Source organism: Paracoccus saliphilus, assembly GCF_028553805.1.
In the GTDB taxonomy this organism is placed as follows: domain Bacteria; phylum Pseudomonadota; class Alphaproteobacteria; order Rhodobacterales; family Rhodobacteraceae; genus Paracoccus; species Paracoccus saliphilus.
The window spans coordinates 1,649,400-1,669,630 of record NZ_CP067140.1; the positions used below are offsets into that span (position 1 = coordinate 1,649,400).

Consider the following 20,231-nt stretch of genomic DNA (forward strand, 5'->3'; position numbering starts at 1 on the left):
CTGTTTCCATGACACCCACAAGGGCCGATCTCAGGGCAGAATGGTCAACCACATCCAGACGCTGAAAATCGACAGCGCGGTTCCCATCAGCACGGATGAGGCGGCCACGCGCCGGGCCGCGCCGTAGATATTGGCGAAGAGATAGGCGTTGACCCCCGGCGCCATTGCCGCTGTCATCACCGCCGAACGCATCCCCGCGGTATCGAGCCCGACCGCCTTGCCGAGGCCGAAGGTGATCGCCGGATGCAGGATCAGCCCACAGGCGCAGCACATGGCGATTGTCGTCATGTCGCCCTCGGGCCGGTAGCGATAGAGGATGCCGCCAAGCCCGAACAGCGCCGCGGGAAGCGCCGCGCGCGAGATCATCTCGACCGCGGCCCAGAAACCCGCCGGCATGACCAGCCCGGCCTGCATGAGCAGGTTCATGGCCAGACCGCAGAGAATACCGATCACCAGTGCCGTGCGTAGCACCCCGGACAGGGCCCGTATCGCGACTCGGCCAAGCGAGAGGCCGCTGTCGCGGGCACGGGTGAATTCCATCACGCTGATGCCGAAGGTATAGAGCAATGGCGAATGCAGCGCGATGATCGCCCAGTTGCCATGCAGCGCATCCGGGCCATAGGCGCGCTCGGTGATCGGAATGCCCAGCAACAGGCTGTTCGAGAACAGGCAGACGAATCCGATTGCCACGCAATCCTCGGGCCCGCGCTTGAACAGGTATTTCGCCGCCGCCCATCCGGCCGTGAAACTGGCGAAGGCGCCGACATAGAAGGGGATCAGCAGGGTGGCACGGAATTCCGAGCCAAGGTCGAGCCGGGCCATGGAGGCGAAAAGCAGGGTCGGCACCGCGAAATTCTGGGCGAAATTCATCAGACCGTTGACTGCGCTTTCACCGAACCATCCCCGCCAGCTGACCAGGTAACCGAAACCCACGACCAGGAAGACAGGCAGGATGATGGTGAACAGGGCGCTCAAAGCAGGTCTGCCATCATCGGGGGCAGGCTGGGAGTTTTTGCCGAAACCTCGATGACCATCCCGTCATGGGCGGGCAGGATATGGTCGGGGGTCTGGGCCATGACCTCGTTATAATCCATGTCGATATGCATGTTGGTCAGCACGCCGCGCGGGCATCCCGAACGCTCGATCCAGTCCAGCGCCTGCGCCAGATGGGCATGGCTGGGATGGGGTTCTGGGCGCAGCGCGTCGCAGATGAATGTCTCCGCCCCCTCGATCAGCGGCCAGGCGCTTTCGGGGATTTCCGAGACATCGGGCAGATAGACCAGCCCGCCGATGCGGAAACCGAGCGCGGTAATCCCGCCATGCGGAACTCGGAATGGATGAAAGCTCAGCGCACCGCCGGGGCCGTCGATGGTCACGGGGCCGTCCAGCCGGTGCAGATCGGCGATCGGGGGGTAATGGCTGCCCTCGGGCGCCTCGAAAATATAGTCAAACCGCTCTGTCAGTGCTTGCGTCGTCGGCGCGTCGGCCCAGACCGGCATCCTGCGCCGCGCGTTGTAGACGAGCTGCCTCAGATCGTCGATGCCGTGGATATGATCGGCATGGGGATGGGAATAGATCACCGCGTCCAGCGTGGCGACACCCGCATCAAGAAGCTGTGGCACCAGGTCAGGGCCGGTATCGATCAGCACCTGGGTGACGCCTTCGCTTCCCTCCCGCTCGACCAGAAGCGAGCAGCGGCGGCGGCGGTTTTTCGGATTTTTCGGATCGCAAGCGCCCCACCGGCCGCCGATCCGTGGCACACCGCCGGAAGAGCCGCAGCCAAGGATGGTCGCACGGATCACGCCGTTCCCCCGCTTGCCTTCCAGAACAGGCGGTCGAAATTCTCCGAGGTCCGGCGGGCAAATTCAGGGTAATCCATGTCGAAAACCTCGGCACCGACTGCGGCGGTTTTCGCCACATAGGCCGGTTCGTTGCGCTTGCCGCGATGGGGCGGCGGCGCAAGATAGGGGCTGTCGGTCTCGACCAGGATGCGATCCACCGGGGCGGCGGCGAAAATCTCGCGCAGCTCAGACGAGCGGGGGAATGCGGCGATGCCGGACATCGACAGGTAGAAATCCAGTTCAAGCGCGGCCCGCGCCAGTTCCGCGCCCGAGCTGAAGCAATGCATGACGCAGGAATAGGCCCCGGCGCGATATTCCTCGGTCAGGATGCGGGCCATGTCCTCATCGGCATCGCGGGCATGGATGATCAGAGGCAGCCGGGTGCGACGGGCGGCCTCGATATGCAGGCGCAGGCTTTCCTGCTGCGCGCCCGCGCTTTCGGCGGTGTAGTGATAATCGAGCCCGGTTTCCCCGATGCCGACGAATTTCGGGTGATCGGCCAGTGCGACCAGTTCCTCCACCGTTGCCATGGGCTCATTCGCCACGCTCATCGGATGGGTTCCGGCGGCGTAGAACACGCCCTCATGCGCCTCTGCCAGCGCGCGGACCTGCGGTTCCAGCCGCAGCCGGGTGCAGATCGTGACCATACGCGTGACTCCGGCCTCGGTCGCGCGGGCAAGCAATGCGTCATGCTCTCCGTCGAAATCGGGAAAGTCCAGATGGCAGTGGCTGTCGACAATCGGCGGAGGGAAGGCCGCTTCTTGGGTCATGGGATCAACTCGTGGCAGGCGGGGCGGATTGAGCGGGCGGCAGATGCGCCAGTTCCGTCAGCATATCCATCACCAGAGCGGCAGGGTCAAGGTTGACCGCCCGGCCGGCGCGCGCGCGGGCCGAAAGCCGCGCCTGCGCGTCGGCCCATGCCCGCGCCGCCAGATCGTCGGGCGACAGCCGCGCCATGAGGGCACCTTCGCCCTGTGCAGCCTGCGGCAATGGCGCGCCCATCAGCCCGGCGCGGGCAGTGCGGGTCAGGAAACGGTCCAGCAGGGTGGTGGTCAGGTCGAACGGATCGCCATCGGCATTGGCCCGGCCCGCCGCGCCCTCGGCCAGTTTCGCCGCGGCCATCCGGTCCAGCCGGGGCAGCGTGGCGAACAGATCGACGATCTGGCGATAGCGGGCAAGCCCGTCCTGTCCGGCGAGCCGCAGGGCCTCGCCCACCGAGCCTTCGGACAGGGCCGCCAATGCTTCGGTATCGTCTTCGACGCCTAGTCCCGAGAGCGCCTGCGTCATCAGCTCGGGCGTCAGCGGGTTCAGCCGCAGCGTCCGGCAACGCGAACGGATGGTCGGCAGAAGTCGCGCGGGCTGATGGGCGATCATCAGGATCAGCCCGTTGCTGGGCGGTTCCTCCAGCACTTTCAGCAGGGCATTGGCGGTGGCGGTGTTCATCTCATCGGCGGCATCGATGATGGCGACACGGCGCCCACCCTCTGATGAGGAGAGGTGAAAGAAGGACAAGAGCCGCCGGATCTCGTCCACCGTTATCTCGGCGCGCAACCGGCCTGCCTTGTCGTCCCAGGGGCGGCGGATCAGCTGCAGGCCGGGTTCCGAAAGGGCCCTGATGCGGCGCGCGGCGGGGTCGTCCTCGGGCACCGAGAGATCGTCGCTGCCCGCGCCCGAGATTAGCCAGCGGGCAATGGCCCACGCGAGCGTGGCCTTGCCGACACCGCGAGGCCCGGTCAGCAGCCAGGCATGATGCAGGCGCCCGCCCTGTGCAGCCTCGACAAAATCGCGGATGGCGGGGTCCTGACCGATCACATGCGGGGTCATGCGCGGATGCGGCGCGCCGGGAACCCGGTCGGGTTCGGGAATATCCTGCGGATCGCGGCTCATGCCGCGGCCCGGACACGGGCGGCGACATCTTCGACGCTGCCACTGCCATCGATCAGCCGGACGCGATCAGGATATTCCTGCGCCAGGGCACGGAACCCCGCCGCCAGGTTTTGCTGAAACCCCAGCCCGAGGCTTTCGAAGCGATCTTCCTTGCCGCCGCGGGCATTGCCGCGGGCCAGCGCCGTGGCCGGGTCGATATCGATCACGAATGTCCGGTCGGGTTCCACCGCGATCATCAAATCGTGCAGCCGGTCCACCATGGCGCGCAACTCGCCCCGCGCAGCACCTTGGTAGACGCGGGTGGAATCGGCGAAACGGTCGGTGATGACGGTCTTGCCCGCAGCCAGTGCCGGTCGGATCGTCCGTTCCAGGTGATCGCGGCGGGCAGCGGTGAACAGCAGGCATTCGGTCTCTGCCGACCAGCGTTCGCCTGCGCCTTCGACCAGCAGCCGGCGGATTTCCTCGGCCCCTTCGCTGCCACCGGGTTCACGGGTCAGCACGGTGTCACGCCCTTCGCTCCGCAGGGTCTCGGCGAGAAGCCGTGCCTGGGTGGACTTGCCGCAGCCGTCGATCCCCTCGAAACTGAGAAACATCAGCCGCCCACGGCGTCGATGGCCTTGCTGCCAAGCCGCATCACGGCGCCCTTCATCCGGCCCATGAATCCCGCTTCGGGAACGTCCTGCACGGCAAGAAGCGGCGTGACGGCATCCTTGGAGCCGGGCACCGTCACCACCAGTTGCCCCAATTGGTCGCCCTTGGCGATGGGGGCAGGGATGGGCGAGTTGTAAACCGCCTCGACCTTGACCTGATCCTGCGCACCTGCGGGGATCAGCACATTGACACCGTCCTTCGTGGTCAGCTCGACATACGACGCGGTGCCCAGCCAGACCGGAACCCTGACCACGGTTTCACCACCCGGAACCAGCGTTTCCATGGTGAATTGGCGAAAGGCCCAGTTCACGATCCGCTCGGCCTCTTCGGCGCGGGCGGTGTCGGTTTGCAATCCGGTAATGACAAAGATCACCCGGCGGCCATCCTGCACGGCCGAACCGACCAGCCCGTAACCGGCCTCTTGCGTGTGGCCCGTCTTCAGCCCGTCCGCGCCGATCCCCAGTTTCAGCAGCGGGTTGCGGTTGAAGCGATTTGCGGGGGCGCGATTGTCAAAGGGAAATTCGGTCAGGGCAAAATTCTTGTAAAGCTCGGGAAAGTCGCGGATCAGGTGCATCGCGAGAATCCCCAGGTCATGGGCGGTCATCCGATGGCGTGGCTGGGGCCAGCCCGAGGCATTGGTAAAGACCGAATTGGTCAGTCCCAGCTCCTTGCCTTGCTCCGTCATCTGCCGGGCGAAAGCCTCTTCGGTGCCGGCCAGCCCCTCGGCCACGACGACACAGGCGTCATTGCCCGACAGCACGATGATGCCCTTGATCAGCTCTTCCACGGTGGGGCGGTCCTGCTCGTTCAGGAACATGGTCGAGCCGCCCATCTGCCGGGCCTTGGTCGAGACGGGCAGGCGTGTATCCATCTCCACCCGCCCTTCATGCAATGCCTCGAACAGCATGTAAGTCGTCATCAGCTTGGACATGGAGGCGGGCGGGATCGGCCGGTCGGCATTCTTTTCCATCAGCACGGTGCCGGTCGCCACGTCGTAGACCCATGCTGTTTCGGCATTCGTATCGAATGCCTGCGCCGGTGCGGCCAGGGTCAGCAGGGCGATAAGCCTCAGCAGAAAAGCGCGCATGAGATGTCCTTTGCCTGTTTGCCTCTGATGGTTACTATAAGGGCGAGGTTCCCGCAACGCGCCGTGGCATGGTTCAGGATCAATTTGAACGCAATTTTACCGATCGCGCGGCCCTTCTTCTTCGTTGTAAATACCTTTCTGGGGTCGCGGGCAGGTCGCGCCACTGGTTCGAGAGACCAGCCGGCGACGGGCGTAAAGCCCCCGGCCATCGTGGGATGCAATCCTGGCGGATTCAGATTCGGTGAGAACAACGTCATGAATGCGCGGGCGGCAGGAGGAGCACCGCCCGCGCCTCGCCGGGTGATCTTTCTTGTTCTGCGCAGCCTGCGCGTTACCCGGCGAGATAGCTGTCGATGGCGGCGCGGGTGCCGCCTTGATGAAGCAAAGTCAGTTTGCGCGAGAAGGCTTCCTGAAAGCGGCTGTCGTCAGTCAGCGGACCGAAGACCGTGCGGTTTTCCAGAAAAGCCAGGGGGTTTTCGCGCGCGGCAAGTGCACGTTCGCGCAAGGTTTCATGACTGTCGTCATTCGGCGCGATTTCATTTCCCGCCTCGTCGCGGCGCTCGCAATAGCGGCACCAGAAGGCGACCTCCTGCGCGAGACCCTCGATGGCGCGGCCGTCGCTCAGGGCATCGCCGATGGTGGGCAGGACGAATTTCGGCTGCCGGTTCGAGCCGTCCAAGCAGAGGCGGGCGACGGTGTCACCGATCTCGGGATTGGCGAAACGGTTCACGATCAACTCCAGGTAATCGCCGTAATCCACGCCGTCGATGGGGGTAAGCGTCGGGATGATCTCGCGGGTTTCCAGCGCCCGCAGCCACGCCTCGATCTGTGGGTCGGCCATCGCCTCGTGGACGAAATGGTGTCCCAGAAGCGCGGCGGGATAGGCGATGGCCGCGTGGCCGCCATTGAGAATGCGCAGTTTCATCAGCTCGTGGCGGCTGACATCGACGACGAATTCCGCCCCGGCCTTTTCCAGCGGCGGGCGACCTTGCGGGAAATTGTCCTCCAGCACCCATTGCCGGAAGGGCTCGCAGACCACCGGGGCGGCATCATTGACGCCGAAGCGGTCGCGAACCAGCGACCGCTCGCGATCCGAGGTGGCGGGAGTGATGCAATCGACCATGGAGTTCGGGAAGGCCACGTTCTCAGTCACCCAATTCCCGAATGCCGGGTCGATCAGTTGCGCAAGCCCGGTCACGGTGCGGGCGCAGACATGGCCGTTTTCGGGCAGGTTGTCGCAGGACATGACGGTGAAGGGCGGGATGCCCGCGGCCTCGCGGCGGCGAAGGGCGGCAAGGATCATGCCGAACACGCTTTGCGGGGCCTCGGGATTGGCGGCGTCATGGGCCATGTCGGGATGGCTGGCATCGAACCCGCCGGTCTGCGCATCGACGTAATAGCCGCCCTCGGTGATCGTCAGCGAGACGATGCGGATCGCCGGATCTGACATGGCGGCGATCACGGGTTCCGGCGCGACCTCGACGAAATCCACCATCGAGCCGATAATTCGGGCGTTCAACCCCTTCGGGTCCAGCTCGACCAGCGTGGTCAGCCAATCCTGCGCCTGCAGCCTCTCGCGCATGGCGGCATCGCCGGGACGCACACCCGCGCCGATCAGCGCCCAGTCATGGCCCTCACCCTGTTCGAAAAGCCGGTCGAGATACCATGCCATATGCGCGCGATGGAAATTGCCGACGCCGACATGCAGGATACCGGGCCGCAGCGCGGCGCGATCATAGCCGGGGCGGCTGACGCTGGCCGCCAGATCGTTCAGGGTGGATTGCGACAGGGCGGTAGCCATAGTGGAACCTTTCGTCAGGCTGCCTCGGGAATAAAGGCGTGGTCGGGGGTTTGGGACATGGCGGCGGGCGAGCCGTCGCCATGGTCGCGACTACATACGGTCGCCGTTCTTGTCGAAACGATGGATCTTGTCCTCGGCGGGGGTCAGCCAGATCTCGTCGCCATGACGGAAAGCCACCTCGCCATCGGCGCGGATGGTGATTGCATCGGCCAGCCCGGTGTCCTCGACATAGAAGAAACTGTCCGAGCCCAGATGTTCGGACACGCCGATTCGGCCTTTCCATTTGCCGCTATCGGCAGAGACCGAGATATGTTCGGGGCGCACACCGATGGTCTCGGCGCCGTATTCCGCCGCCGCTGCGCCCGTGAACAGGTTCATCCTCGGGCTGCCGATGAAGCCCGCGACAAAGACATTTCGGGGATTGCGATACAGTTCCAACGGGCTGCCGACCTGCTCGATCCGGCCTGCCTGCAGGACGACGATCTTGTCGGCCATGGTCATCGCCTCGACCTGGTCATGGGTCACGTAGATCATCGTGGTCTTCAGACGGTTATGCAGCTCGCTGATCTCCAGCCGCATGCCGACCCGCAGGGCGGCATCCAGGTTGGACAGCGGCTCGTCGAACAGGAAGGCCGACGGCTCGCGCACGATGGCCCGGCCGATGGCGACACGCTGGCGCTGACCGCCCGAAAGCTGGCCCGGGCGGCGGTCCAGGTAGTCGGTCAGGTTCAGTGCCTTTGCCGCCGAATCGATCCGGCGTTTCTGCTCGGCGTCGTCGATGCCCGCCATCTTCATCGGAAAGGCGATGTTCTTGCGCACCGACATATGCGGGTAAAGCGCATATGACTGAAACACCATGGCCAGCCCGCGTTTGGCCGGAGAGGCCTGGGTGGCATCCGATCCATCGATCACGATCTTGCCGCCCGTGACATCCTCCAGCCCCGCGATCAGGCGCAGGAGCGTGGATTTGCCGCAGCCCGAGGGACCGACGAAGACGACGAATTCGCCATCCTCGATGGTCAGGTCCAGCGGCGGGATGACCTCGACTTCGCCGAAGCTCTTGGCGACATTTTCAAGGGTGATTTGTCCCATTGTTCTTCTCCGTTACTTCACGGCGCCGAAGGTCAGGCCGCGGACGAGTTGCTTCTGGCTGAACCAGCCGAGGATCAGGATCGGGGCGATGGCCATGGTCGAGGCCGCGCTGAGTTTCGCGTAGAACAGGCCTTGTGGCGACGAGAAGCTGGCGATGAAGGCCGTCAAGGGCGCGGCATTCGTCGTGGTCAGGTTCAGCGTCCAGAAGGCTTCGTTCCATGCAAGGATCACGTTCAGAAGCATCGTCGAAGCGATGCCCGGCACGGCCATGGGGGTCAGCACATAGATGATCTCGTTGCGCAGATTGGCGCCGTCCATCCGCGCGGCCTCCAGGATCTCTCCGGGGATCTCGCGGAAATAGGTGAACAGCATCCAGACGATGATCGGCAGGTTCATCAGCATCATGATGATGACCAGCGCGGTGCGCGTATCCAGAAGCCCCATGCTGCGCAGCCCCAAATAGACCGGTACCAGCACGCCGACCGCAGGCATCATCTTGGTGGACAGCATCCACATCAGCACGTTCTTGGTGTTCTTCGTGGGCTGGAAGGCCATCGACCAGGCGGCGGGAATGGCGATGGCCAGCCCCAGAAGCGTCGAGCCGATCGAGATCACCACCGAGTTCATGAAATAGCGGGCGTAATCCGAGCGGGTATTGACGTCGATATAGTTCTGCAGCGTCCAGTCGAAGTTGAACCAGACCGGGGGCGAGGCGATGGCCGTGGCCTCGGTCTTGAAGGATGTCAGCACGGTCCAGATGATCGGGAAGGAGATCAGTATCCCGATACCCCATGCGACGAGTGTGACGAGGGCGCGCTGGCCCGTTGTGGTTTGTCTCGCCATGTCAGAGCTCCAGGTTCTTGCCGACCGCGCGCATCAGGAAGAAGGCGACGATATTGGCGATGATGACGGCGATCACCCCTCCGGCCGCGCCCATGCCCGCGTCGAACTGCTTGAGCGAGAGGTTGTAGATCAGGAAGGGGATATTGGTGGAGGCATAGCCCGGACCGCCTGCCGTGGTGACGTAGATCTCGGCGAAGACCGCCAGAAGGAAGATCGTCTGGATCAGCACGACCACGGTGATCGAGCGGGTCAGATGTGGCAGGGTCAGGTAGAAGAAGCGGCTGAGCCAGCCCGCACCATCCATCTCGGCGGCTTCCATCTGCTCGCTGTCGAGAGACTGCAGCGCCGTCAGCAGGATCAGAGTGGCAAAGGGCAGCCAAGCCCATGCCACCATGATGACGATGGACAGAAGCGGCAGGGTCGAGAGGAAATCCACCGGCTGCAGCCCGAATGCGCGGAAGAGATGCGCGAACAGCCCGTTGACCGGGTTCATGAACATGTTTTTCCACACCAGCGCCGAGACGGTCGGCATGACGAAGAAGGGCGAGATCACCAGGATGCGGACGATGCCCTGGCCCCAGAACTCCATGTTCAGAAGAAGCGCCAGAAGGATGCCGCCGATGGTGGTGATCGCCAGCACGCCCAGCACCAGCACCAGCGTGTTGACCAGCGCCGGGATGAAGGCCGGGTCGGTCAGGAAATAGTAGTAATTCTCGAACCCGGTCCAGGAGGCGGGCGGGGTCAGGATATTGTAGCGGAGGAACGAGAAGTAGATCGTCGTCCCGAGCGGAATGATCATCCACGCCAGAAGCAGGATCACGGATGGAGAGATCATCAACCGCGCCGCCTTATGCGCACGTTGCGTGGCCATGGGGCAGTTCCTTCAGGTTGCGCCGGGCTGGGTCCGGGGCCTGTTGCGTCCCGCGATAGCCGGGGGGCTGTCTGCCCCCCGGCGCCCCCCGAGGATATTTGCCTGAAGAAGAAGGGGGCGGGACGGGGCACCGTTTGGCGGAGCCGGCGTGAAAGCGGAGAAAGGCCGACCGGGATCGAGCGAGCCGTTCCGGTCGGCCGGGCTACTTACTTTGGATAGCCGGCGCGGCGCATCTCTCGCGTGGCGGTGGCCTGCGCCGCGGTCAATGCCTCTTCGACGCTGGTCTGGCCGGTGACGGCGGCCGAGAAGAGCTGACCGATGGTGGTGGCGATTCCCTGGAATTCCGGGATCGCGACATATTGCGCGCCGACATAGGGCACCTCATCCACGGTCGGGCTGCCCGGATTGGCCGAGTTGATCGCAGCCAGGGTCATCTCCGCGAAGGGCGCGACCTCGGTATATTCCGGATTCTCGTAGAGAGATGTGCGGGTGCCCGGAGGCACGGCCAGCCAGCCCTCGTTCTCGGCTACCAGCTCGGTATAGCCCTTGGAGGTCGCCCATTCGATGAAGGTTTGCGCGGCCTCGGGGTTTTCCGAGCTGGCCGGGATCGCCAGCGACCAGGCCCAGAGCCAGTTGGCCTTCTGTCCGCCTTCGGCGCTTGGAGCCTGGGCGAAGCCGACCTTGTCGGCAACGGTCGAATCGTCGGGATTGGTCACGAAACCCGCCGCGACCGTGGCATCGTACCACATGCCGCATTTGCCGGTCTGGAACAGTGCCAGGTTCTCGTTGAAGCCGTTCGAGGAGGCGCCGGGAGGGCCGTAATTGCCCATCACATCGACATAGAAGCTCATGGCCTCATTCCAGGCCGGCTGATCGAATTGCGGAACCCATTCCGCATCGAACCATTTTCCGCCGAAGGAATTCGCCATCGAGGTCAGCAGCGCCATGTTCTCGCCCCAACCGGCCTTGCCGCGCAGGCAGATGCCGTAGACCCCGCTATCGGGGTCATGCATCGCCTCGGCGGCCTGGCGGATGAAATCCCATGTCGGCTCTTCGGGCATCTCCAGCCCGGCGGCCTCCATCAGGTCGGTGCGATACATCACCATGGCGCTTTCGCCATAGAAGGGGGCGGCGTAAAGCGTGCCGTCGACGCTCAGTGCCTCGCGGATCGCGGGCAGCAGGTCATCGACATCGTATTCGGCGCTCATCTCGAGCGGCTTGAGCCAGTCCTGCTTGCCCCAGATCGGAACCTCGTAAGTGCCGATGGTCATCACGTCATACTGGCCGCCATTGGTGGCGATGTCGGTGGTGACCTTCTCGCGCAGGACGTTTTCCTCGAGCGTTACCCATTCGATCTTGATGTCGGGATGGGCCGCTTCGAATTCGCCGGTCAGGCCCTGCATGCGGATCATGTCGCCATTGTTCACGGTGGCGACGGTCAGCGTCACGTCCTGGGCTGCCGCGAGGCCGGCCGAGGCGCAAAGCGCGGTTGCACCCATCAGGATGCGGAAAGTCGTGGTCATGATGTCCTCCCTTACGGTTTGAGCAAATGCCAATCCGATGGGCAAATATTCGCAAATTGTCAAGATTCTGTCAATCATCAAATGCGAAACCTGCATGCAGGGCTCGAAACACTGCGTGCAAGGGATTGTAATCGTTCAGGAATGAAGCGCGATATTCAGGCGAGTAGCCGTTCGGCCGTAGCCTCGGAGGTCACCAGCACGTTGACCAATTGCCCGATCAATGCCGCCCGAATCGCCGGCAGCTTGGTTTCGCCCGAGGCGACGGCGATCACCGGGCGTTCGCTGTTGCGCGGCAGTGGTGCGGAGGCGACGCGGCGATTGAAGGCGCAATCGATGATATTGCCTTCGCGATCATAGACCCAGCTTGTGATCTCGCCCGTGGCTCCGGCGCGGGCCAGTTCTGCCATCTCGGCGGCGGAGACGAAACCATCGACATGGAGGGGGGCGCTTTCATCCATCTGGCCCACGCCGACCACCGAGAGATCGGCGTGGCGGCACAGTTCCAGCGTATTCCGCGCCGCCTCCTGTTCCTGCATCTGCACTAGTTCGTCGGGATGGCTGACCAGCACCGGCAGGGGATTGGGGTAATGCGGCGCGCCTATCCGCTCGGCCAGGTGAATGGTGGCGTTGTAGGGCGAGGCGGCGCCGTCCGACATCATGTTGCCAAGCCGCGATGCGACCACGTGATGCGGGCAGGACATACGCGGCAACTGCTCGACCGTGGCTTTCACCGCCCGGCCGGTGCCAAGGCTGATGACCCGGCGCTCGGGCGATTTCAACGTCTTTTCCATCTCGGCTGCGGCGGCGATGGCGATGCCGGTCAGCAGATCGGGCGCGCCGGGGTCGGAGGGCACGACCTCGCAGCCGTTCAGGCCATAGCGGTCGGTCAATGCGCGAGCGAGATCCATGCACCGGGCGATTGGATGGTCGAGCCGGACCTTGATCAGCTTTTCGCTGACCGCCATCGCCACCAGTCGCTGCGCGCTCTGGCGGCTGACGCCAAGCTTGCGGGCGATCTCGTCCTGCGTGTTGCCCGCGACGTAATAGAGCCATCCGGCGCGCGCGGCATCGTCCAGCCGTGTCGTGTCGGGCGTGAAACGTCCTGTGCTCACCGGATCTCTCCAAATGTTTCGATTTCTTCCAAGAGGTGCGGGAAATCCTCCCAGTTGTCAAAGCTGTGCACATCGGCGGGGGTGGCAAGAGGATGGCCGCGCAGATGCGAGGCGCCGCGATAGGCCAGCACGCGCATGCCTGCGGCTCGGGCGGCCTCGATCCCCGGCAGGCTGTCCTCGATTACCAGTGTGGCGGCCGGATCGACGCCCATTCGGTTTGCCGCGAAGAGGAACAGGTCGGGGGCGGGCTTGCCATGCGCCACCTGGCTGGAGGTAAAAACATGGGGGCCGAAAAACTCCGACAGGCCAATGAGTTGCAATGTCCTTTCCACTCGGGGGCGGCTGGAGGAGGTGGCGACGCAGCAGGGTTTGCGCAACTGCGCCAGCATTGCCGGTAAGCCGGGGGTCGGGGCAAGCTCGTCCTCGAAACGCAAGAGCAGGCGGCGGCGGTACTCGGCCTCGAAATCCTCGGGCAGGGCGCGATTGAACCGCTCGCGGATGACCTTGGCCACGGTCGGGAAACTGCGGCCCAGGAAATCGCGGCGGACATCGTCGGGGCCGATCGACAGGCCCAGCTCCGCCAGTTGTGCGATCATGACGCTGGCCGAGAGAACCTCGCTATCGGCGATGACACCGTCGCAATCAAAGATCACCAGTCCGATCCGCATCCCGTTTCCTTGCATTGCCGATGGGAGAGCAGCGGGAGAAGGGCGCAAGAGTGCGATGCTGTCAATGGAAAAGGGTTCCTGCTGAAATGCCGCGCCCGAAGGCGCGACATCCCAGCAGGGAGGAGTGTTCGAGGATATGTTCCAAATTCCCGAACAAGACCATGCTGGCACATGCGGATTAAGATTGTATTGTCAGGTTGCGATAAAAACGGTTCGGGGAAGAAAGAGGGCGGGATGGCGCAAATTCTGGATGGTGACGCGGGAACGATCTTCGTGGGCGGCGGCGGAGAGGAATACGGCACGCCGCAGACCATGCTGCTGAAATATGCCAATCGGCATGGCATGATCGCTGGCGCGACCGGGACCGGCAAGACGGTGACCTTGCAGATATTGGCCGAAAACCTGTCGTTGGCCGGGGTGCCGGTCTTCCTGGCCGATGTGAAGGGCGATCTGGCCGGGTTGTCGCGTTCTGGCAGCGACCAGGCCAAGCTGCACGAGGCGTTCAAGAAGCGCGCAGATACGATCGGGCTGGAACTGGATTACCAGGATTTCCCCGTCACCTTCTGGGATGTCTGGGGCGAACAGGGGCATCCCGTCCGCACCACGCCCGCCGAGATGGGGCCGTTGCTGCTGTCGCGCCTGCTGGATCTGACCGAGGCGCAGGAAGGGGTGATGAACATCGCCTTCCGCGTGGCCGACGAGCAGGGGCTGGCGCTGGCGGATCTGAAGGATTTGCAGGCGATGCTGGTCTGGGTCGGGCAGAACTCGAGCGAACTATCGCTGCAATACGGCAATGTCAGCTCGGCCAGCGTGGGGGCGATTCAGCGCGCGCTGCTGGTGCTGGAAAATCAGGGCGGCGACAAGCTGTTCGGGGAACCGGCGCTGGAACTGGCCGACCTCATGCGGCAGGATCAGGCGGGCAAGGGAATGATCAACATCCTCGCCGCCGATCAACTGATGAACTCGCCGCGCCTCTATGCGACCTTCCTGCTGTGGCTGCTGTCGGAGCTGTTCGAACAATTGCCCGAAGTGGGCGATCCCGAGCGCCCCAAGATCGCCTTCTTCTTCGACGAGGCGCATCTGCTGTTCGACGACGCGCCCAAGGCCTTGATCGAGAAGGTCGAGCAGGTCGCGCGGCTGATCCGCTCGAAAGGGGTCAGCGTCTGGTTCATCAGCCAGAACCCGACCGATATTCCCGAGGATATCCTGGGCCAGCTTGGCAACCGGGTGCAACACGCGCTGCGGGCCTTTACCGCCAAGGACCAGAAGGCGCTGCGCATGGCGGCGGAAAATTACCGGCCCAATCCCGATTTCGACACTGCCGAGGCAATCCAGAATGTCGGCACGGGCGAGGCGGTGACCTCGCTGCTGGAAAACAAGGGTGTGCCGGGAATCGTTCAGCGCACGCTGATCCGCCCGCCTTTCAGCCAGCTTGGTCCGGTTTCGGATTCCGAACGGGCCGAGGTCATGAAAGCGTCTCCGATGGCGGAGAAATACGGCAAGACGCTGGACCGGGAATCCGCGCAGGAGATCCTCGCCAAACGCGCCGAGGAAGCCGGAGCCGAGGCGGAGGAGAGGGCGCCCGCCAAAGCGGATGACGACCTGTTCGACATGGGTAACGAGGAATACAAGCAGGCCCGCCGCTATGAGCCGCCAAAGCCGGCGAAGCCGAAATCCTCGCGCTCTTCGCGTTCGGACAGTATCGCCGAGACATTCGGCAAGAGCCTTGCCCGGCAATTGGGCAGCCGCGCCGGCAAGGAACTGGTCAGAGGCGTGCTCGGATCGCTGTTCCGGGGGCGGTGACCGGCGGGGGTGATGCGCGTATCTCGGCCATCAGGGCGATCATGACCAGGACATGCCGCTGCATGTCATAATGCGGCACGCGCGCCAGCCGGGCTTCGTTGAGACGTTCTTCCTCTTCCTTCAGGCGCGGCAAGGCACTGCCCGCCGGGGGACAGGTCGGGCTGCGCAAGAGCCGGGGGAGGTCGCGTCTGCGATGCCATCCGGCCTGACCGGCCAGACCTGCCCGGACCAGGCTGCGTGGACGGCGCGACGGTTGGATCGCCCTGGCGGGATGGAAGGCCGTGATGTCGGTGAATGCGGTCATGGGGACTCTCTGTCGCTGTCGTGAGGCCGCCATGATCACATGATCGGGGCACTGTTGCGGAATTGAGCTGTGCAGCGCACGTAAGGGAAAGGAAAATTTAGCGTTTGTTAGGGAATGTTGCGTCTCTGCCCACGAGTTGCCGAGCAATTCATCGGGCGATTTCCAGCGCGGGAAAATGGTTCACTTTGCCCGCGAGAGCTAGAGAGGCAACAGAATGATCCAGAGACAGAATTTCCCGGCAACCCATGAGGTCGGCGAGCCGCGCCGGCAGGCGCCCGGGCCCGATACTGGCAAACCCGACGACGTGGAGCTTTACCTGCGTCATATCAGGGACGGAGTGCCGATCCGGGCATTGGCGCGCGAACTGGGCTGTCATGCCTCGACCGTGTTGCGCCGCGTCCGCCGCTTCGAGGAACGCCGCGACGATCCGCTGGTTGATGCCGCGCTTTCGGCCCGCGCCGAAGCGCCCGCGGCGGAACAGGATGAGCGGCAGTTCCGGCAAGTGCTGCGCAGGCTGGCCGAGCCGGGGGCGGTGATGGTCACGGCCAAGGGCATGGAGAAAGCCATCGTGACCCGTGACGAGATCCGCACCGCGGTTCTGGATCGGAGCATGGCCGAGGCGATGGCGCTGCGCGGATGGGTGGCGCAATCGGTTCAAGGCGGGCGTATCCAGCGTTATGTGCTGGTCCCTGCGGGGCGCGAAGCCTTGCGGCGAATGCTGAAAACCGGGGGGCAGGATGCAGAGGATCACGCCGGGAAACACCGGGTCCAGGGGGATCGTATCATCGAGGATCCCGAAGATGGCCGCCGCCGCCGAACCCGTGTCAATCTTGCCGAAAGCCCCTTGCTGCTTCTGGCGCGCCATCGTGACATGGATGGGCAGCCCTTCCTGACTCCCGGGATGGTCGCCGCCGGGGAACGTCTGCGCGAGGATTTCGAACTCGCCCAGATGGGCCCCCGCGTCACCCAGAACTGGGAGGGCTTCCTGACTGCCGGCATCGATGTTGGCCGCAACGCTTTCGGGGGCGGGTCGATCTCTGCACGCGATCGGGTGGCGGCGGCGCTGCGCGACCTGGGGCCGGGGCTTGGCGATGTCGCGTTGCGCATCTGCTGCTTTCTCGAAGGAATGGTGATGACCGAGCGGCGTTTGGGCTGGACGGCGCGCTCGGGCAAGATCGTGCTGCGCCTGGCGCTGATGCGGCTCGAACGGCACTACGAGGAACGTTATGGCAAATACGCACCTCCGATCGGTTGAGTTCCGGGTCCTTGCCATGAGGCTAGGTTGATAACCCGCCGGGAGCGAGATAAGCTGAAAGCCAGTATTTCGGATTGTTCGATCAGCAGATCTTATGAATATCACCTTCCGCCAATTGCGATATTTCCTGGCCCTGGCCGAGCAGGGGCATTTCACCCGCGCGGCCGAGACGATCCACGTGACCCAGCCAGCCCTGTCGATGCAGATCCGCGCGCTGGAGGACATGGCGGGCGGGCAACTGGTCGAACGGACGCCGACCGGGATCGTGTTGACACCGCGCGGACGTGCGCTGGCCGATCATGCCCGGCGGGTCCTGGCGACGATGTCCGGGTTGGAGCAGGCCTTGCGCCAACCGGGGCAGGGCGGTCGGTTGCGGCTAGGGATGATCCCGACCGTTGCCCCCTATCTGCTGCCCGAGGCGCTGCCGGAGCTGCGTGCCAGCGACATCGGGCGCGATCTGCATCTGCGCGAGGCGATGACCGAGCGGCTTCTGAACGAATTGGAATCCGGTCGTCTCGATGCCGCGGTCGTGGCCACCCCGCCCGAGAATGACAGCATGGTCGCGGTGGCGCTGTTCACCGATCGCTTCCTGTTGGCAGGCAGTTCCGGCCGTATCGCCGGTTTTTCCGACCGTGCGGACGATCTGCGTCCGCAATCGCTGGATCCGGCGCAGCTTCTGTTGCTGGACGAGGGGCATTGCCTGGGCGATCAGGCGCTGGAAGTCTGCGGGCTGTCTCGCCGGGGAGGACGGTTGGACCTGGGGGCGGCATCGCTTTCGACCCTGTGCCGTCTGGCGGCGCAGGGGATGGGGCTGACCTTCCTGCCCGAGATCGCCCGGAGGCAGGAAATGGCGGCGGCGCCGGGGCTGGCCGCGATCCGCTTTCCCGATCCGCAGCCTGCGCGGCAGGTGCTCTTGATGCGTCGTGCCTCGACCCCGGCGGATGGGTGGTTCGACGAGCTGGCCGATACGTTGCGGCATGCCGGGCAGGGATTGCTTGCCGATGACGAGGCCTAGATAAACTATTGAGATATCGTCAGAAGACTTTCTTCAGTTCCCGCACGGCATAATCCGCGAACATGCGGACCTTGGGATCCTGCAAGCGCCGATGCGGGGTCAGGCTGCCGAATTGGGCCGGCATGGGCGGGGTGTCGGGAAGAACATTCACCAAACGCCCTGCCTCGATATCACCGGCCACTTCATAGAACGGGCGATTCGCGATTCCCTCTCCGCCAAGCGCCCATGAGGTCAGCACATCCCCGTCATCGGTATCGAAGCGCCCGGAAACCATCATCTTCTTCGGTCCATCCGGGGCCTGAAGCACCCAGAAATATTCCGGGCTGCGCGGATATCGCAGCAAAAGGCAGTTGTGATCGGCCAGATCCTCGGGTTGTTCCGGCGTGCCATGCGCGGCGAGATATTCGGGTGAGGCAACCAGCATCCTTGGGCAATCCGCGATCTTGCGCCACTTCAGCGTGGAATCGGCAGGCTCTCCCAAAAAGAAAGCCAGATCAATGGCGTCCTCGACGATATTCACGTTGCGGTCCGATAGGCGCAGGCGAAATTCCACCCCGGGATTCTCGTGACAGAACGGCGGGATCAGGGGCGCGATCAATCGTCGCCCCAAACCCAGGGGCGCGGTCAGCCGGATCACCCCCTGCGGCTTGCCCGAAAAGCTGCTGACCATCGCCTCTGCCTCGTCCAGCGTGTCGATGACGCGGCGGGCGTGGTCATAGAAGGCGCGACCGATCTCGGTCGGGGTCAGCCGCCGCGTGGTCCTGTTCAGCAGCCGCACCCCGAAGCGATTTTCAAGATCCTTGATACGATTCGAGGCAACGGCGGGTGACAGACGCAAGTCCCTGCCACCGGCGGTGATCGAGCCCAGTTCGATCACGCGGACAAAGACTCTCAGACTTTCAAGATAGGACATCGGGTTAGGCCGCTTTCAAGGAATCGTGTAAAGTCTTCCGCGTCGGGACCGATTTCGCAACGATTCTTTCCGGCTTACGCTTCGGACGGTTTCACAGCCAGGAGGATTGCCATGAAGCCCGAGCTGCGCTTTCTGCTCAACGATCAGGAGATCAGGCTGACCGAGGTCGGGGCCTCGGATACATTGCTGGATCATCTGCGCATCGCCCGTCGCCTGACCGGCACCAAGGAGGGCTGCGCCGAGGGCGATTGCGGCGCCTGCACGGTGTTGTTGGGCCGCTTGACCGAGGATGGGCTGGTCTATGAGCCGATCAATGCCTGCATCCGGTTCCTGGCGTCCTGCCATGCCTGCCATGTCGTCACGGTCGAGCATCTGCGCGGCCCAGACGGCGGTTTGCACCCGATCCAGAAGGCGATGGTCGAGCATCACGGCAGCCAATGCGGCTTCTGCACGCCGGGGATCGTCATGTCGCTTTACGGCTTGTGGATGAGCGATCCGCAGGCGGGTGTGACGCAGATCGAAGAGGCGCTGCAGGGCAATCTCTGCCGCTGCACCGGCTATGAGCCGATCGTGAAGGCCGCCCTGGCTGCCGGGCGGCAGGGCGGGCAGGCGATGGATGCGTTGGCGGTCGAGCGCGACGCGGTGGCGGCACGGCTGCACGCGATGCGCGAGGGCCGGGTCGAGCTGTCCAAGGGCGACGAACGTGCGATCATTCCCGCCGATGTGGACGATTTCGCGGCGGTGCTGGAAGAGAACCCCGATGCGACAATCGTCGCGGGCGCGACCGATGTCGGGCTGTGGGTGACGAAATTCCTGCGCGATATCTCCCCCGCCGTTTTCATCGGCCACCTGATGAAGGGTATCGAGGTGAATGGCGATGAGATCCGCCTCGGCGCGGGCGTGACCTATAGCGAGGCTGCCCCGCTGATCGCCAAGCATATTCCCGCCGCGCATGATTACTGGCTGCGCATTGGCGGTTGGCAGGTCCGCAACATGGGAACCATTGGCGCGAATATCGCCAATGGCTCGCCCATCGGCGACACGCCGCCCCTGCTGATCGCGCTCGGTGCGCGGATCGTGCTGCGCAAGGGTGCTGTGCGGCGCGAGGTGGCGCTGGAGGATTTCTTCATCGACTACGGCAAGCAGGACCGCGCTCCCGGCGAATTCGTCGAAGAGGTCATCATCCCGACACGTCCGCAGGCGAAACTGGCCGCCTACAAGATCTCGAAGCGCCGCGACAGCGACATCACCGCCGTCGCCGCCGGTTTTTGCCTGAGCGTTGAAAATGGTATCATCACGCAGGCGAAGGTCGCATTCGGCGGCATGGCCGCGATTCCCAAACGTGCCGCAAAGGCCGAGGCCGCGCTGACCGGGCAGCCCTTTGCCGCTGACAGCTTCGACGCCGCCGCCCGTGCCGTGGCTGAAGATTTCCAGCCGCTGAGCGATTGGCGGGCCAGCGCCGAATACCGTCAGGTCATCGCCGCCAACCTGTTCCGCCGCTTCTGGCTGGAGCAATCCGAACCCGATCTGCCCGTGCGGCTGCAATACGCGGTGGGAGAATGAGC

19 protein-coding genes are annotated in these 20,231 nt (G+C 64.1%); 4 read left to right on the forward strand and 15 right to left on the reverse strand.

Annotated features, from left to right (window positions below):
- Positions 1–30: 30 nt before the first annotated feature.
- From JHX88_RS07865 to JHX88_RS07925, 13 genes are all read right to left on the reverse strand, one after another.
- Positions 31–975: an AEC family transporter gene (locus JHX88_RS07865; RefSeq protein WP_076526066.1), complete on the reverse strand. Its 945-nt coding sequence runs from the start codon at positions 973–975 to the stop codon at positions 31–33.
- The gene (locus JHX88_RS07870; protein WP_076526068.1) at positions 972–1,802 is read right to left on the reverse strand and encodes an MBL fold metallo-hydrolase; all 831 of its coding nucleotides are present in this window, start codon (positions 1,800–1,802) and stop codon (positions 972–974) included. The genes JHX88_RS07865 and JHX88_RS07870 overlap by 4 nt, the downstream gene beginning before the upstream one ends.
- Positions 1,799–2,611 (reverse strand): TatD family hydrolase, encoded by an 813-nt coding sequence (locus tag JHX88_RS07875; RefSeq protein WP_076526070.1) that lies wholly within the window; start codon positions 2,609–2,611, stop codon positions 1,799–1,801. The genes JHX88_RS07870 and JHX88_RS07875 overlap by 4 nt, the downstream gene beginning before the upstream one ends.
- A 4-nt stretch (positions 2,612–2,615) precedes the next feature.
- Complete coding sequence (locus JHX88_RS07880; RefSeq protein WP_076526071.1) at positions 2,616–3,728, reverse strand: DNA polymerase III subunit delta'; 1,113 nt, start codon at positions 3,726–3,728, stop codon at positions 2,616–2,618.
- Entirely contained in the window at positions 3,725–4,321 is a 597-nt protein-coding gene (gene tmk, locus JHX88_RS07885; protein WP_076526073.1) for a dTMP kinase, read from the reverse strand. The genes JHX88_RS07880 and tmk overlap by 4 nt, the downstream gene beginning before the upstream one ends.
- Positions 4,321–5,466 (reverse strand): D-alanyl-D-alanine carboxypeptidase family protein, encoded by a 1,146-nt coding sequence (locus JHX88_RS07890; protein WP_076526075.1) that lies wholly within the window; start codon positions 5,464–5,466, stop codon positions 4,321–4,323. The genes tmk and JHX88_RS07890 overlap by 1 nt, the downstream gene beginning before the upstream one ends.
- A 331-nt stretch (positions 5,467–5,797) precedes the next feature.
- A complete protein-coding gene (locus tag JHX88_RS07895; protein ID WP_076526078.1) occupies positions 5,798–7,267 on the reverse strand; it encodes a mannitol dehydrogenase family protein in 1,470 nt (489 codons plus the stop codon).
- A 90-nt stretch (positions 7,268–7,357) separates the two neighbouring features.
- Positions 7,358–8,359 carry an ABC transporter ATP-binding protein gene (locus JHX88_RS07900; RefSeq protein ID WP_076526080.1) on the reverse strand — a complete coding sequence of 334 codons (1,002 nt, stop codon included), beginning with the start codon at positions 8,357–8,359 and terminating at the stop codon, positions 7,358–7,360.
- Positions 8,360–8,371: 12 nt separating this feature from the next.
- Positions 8,372–9,202: a carbohydrate ABC transporter permease gene (locus JHX88_RS07905; RefSeq protein WP_076526082.1), complete on the reverse strand. Its 831-nt coding sequence runs from the start codon at positions 9,200–9,202 to the stop codon at positions 8,372–8,374.
- A gap of 1 nt (position 9,203) precedes the next feature.
- Entirely contained in the window at positions 9,204–10,073 is an 870-nt protein-coding gene (locus JHX88_RS07910) for a carbohydrate ABC transporter permease (protein ID WP_076526084.1), read from the reverse strand.
- Between the two features lie 206 nt (positions 10,074–10,279).
- Positions 10,280–11,596 (reverse strand): ABC transporter substrate-binding protein, encoded by a 1,317-nt coding sequence (locus tag JHX88_RS07915; protein ID WP_076526086.1) that lies wholly within the window; start codon positions 11,594–11,596, stop codon positions 10,280–10,282.
- A gap of 155 nt (positions 11,597–11,751) precedes the next feature.
- Positions 11,752–12,708, reverse strand: a complete 957-nt coding sequence (locus tag JHX88_RS07920) for a sugar-binding transcriptional regulator (RefSeq protein WP_076526088.1) — start codon at positions 12,706–12,708, stop codon at positions 11,752–11,754.
- Positions 12,705–13,376 (reverse strand): HAD family hydrolase, encoded by a 672-nt coding sequence (locus JHX88_RS07925; protein WP_272848213.1) that lies wholly within the window; start codon positions 13,374–13,376, stop codon positions 12,705–12,707. The genes JHX88_RS07920 and JHX88_RS07925 overlap by 4 nt, the downstream gene beginning before the upstream one ends.
- A 234-nt stretch (positions 13,377–13,610) precedes the next feature.
- Here JHX88_RS07925 and JHX88_RS07930 point away from each other — a divergent pair, with 234 nt between their 5' ends.
- Positions 13,611–15,179 carry a helicase HerA-like domain-containing protein gene (locus JHX88_RS07930; RefSeq protein ID WP_076526092.1) on the forward strand — a complete coding sequence of 523 codons (1,569 nt, stop codon included), beginning with the start codon at positions 13,611–13,613 and terminating at the stop codon, positions 15,177–15,179.
- On the opposite strand, the gene JHX88_RS07935 is transcribed toward JHX88_RS07930, so the two are convergent.
- Complete coding sequence (locus JHX88_RS07935) at positions 15,142–15,483, reverse strand: DUF6477 family protein (RefSeq protein WP_076526094.1); 342 nt, start codon at positions 15,481–15,483, stop codon at positions 15,142–15,144. The two genes, JHX88_RS07930 and JHX88_RS07935, sit on opposite strands and share 38 nt — an antisense overlap.
- A gap of 214 nt (positions 15,484–15,697) precedes the next feature.
- On the opposite strand from JHX88_RS07935, the gene JHX88_RS07940 reads away from it, so the two are divergent.
- Both JHX88_RS07940 and JHX88_RS07945 read left to right on the forward strand, forming a co-directional pair.
- Positions 15,698–16,738, forward strand: coding sequence for a DUF6456 domain-containing protein (locus JHX88_RS07940; protein WP_084203136.1), 1,041 nt, complete (start codon positions 15,698–15,700; stop codon positions 16,736–16,738).
- A 94-nt stretch (positions 16,739–16,832) separates the two neighbouring features.
- Positions 16,833–17,753: a hydrogen peroxide-inducible genes activator gene (locus JHX88_RS07945; RefSeq protein ID WP_076526096.1), complete on the forward strand. Its 921-nt coding sequence runs from the start codon at positions 16,833–16,835 to the stop codon at positions 17,751–17,753.
- Positions 17,754–17,772: 19 nt separating this feature from the next.
- Here the strand turns inward: JHX88_RS07945 and JHX88_RS07950 are convergent, their stop codons facing one another.
- Positions 17,773–18,666 (reverse strand): LysR family transcriptional regulator, encoded by an 894-nt coding sequence (locus tag JHX88_RS07950; RefSeq protein WP_076526098.1) that lies wholly within the window; start codon positions 18,664–18,666, stop codon positions 17,773–17,775.
- 111 nt (positions 18,667–18,777) lie between these two features.
- Between JHX88_RS07950 and xdhA the strand changes: the two genes are divergently transcribed.
- Positions 18,778–20,229: a xanthine dehydrogenase small subunit gene (gene xdhA / locus JHX88_RS07955; protein WP_272848214.1), complete on the forward strand. Its 1,452-nt coding sequence runs from the start codon at positions 18,778–18,780 to the stop codon at positions 20,227–20,229.
- Positions 20,230–20,231: the final 2 nt, after the last annotated feature.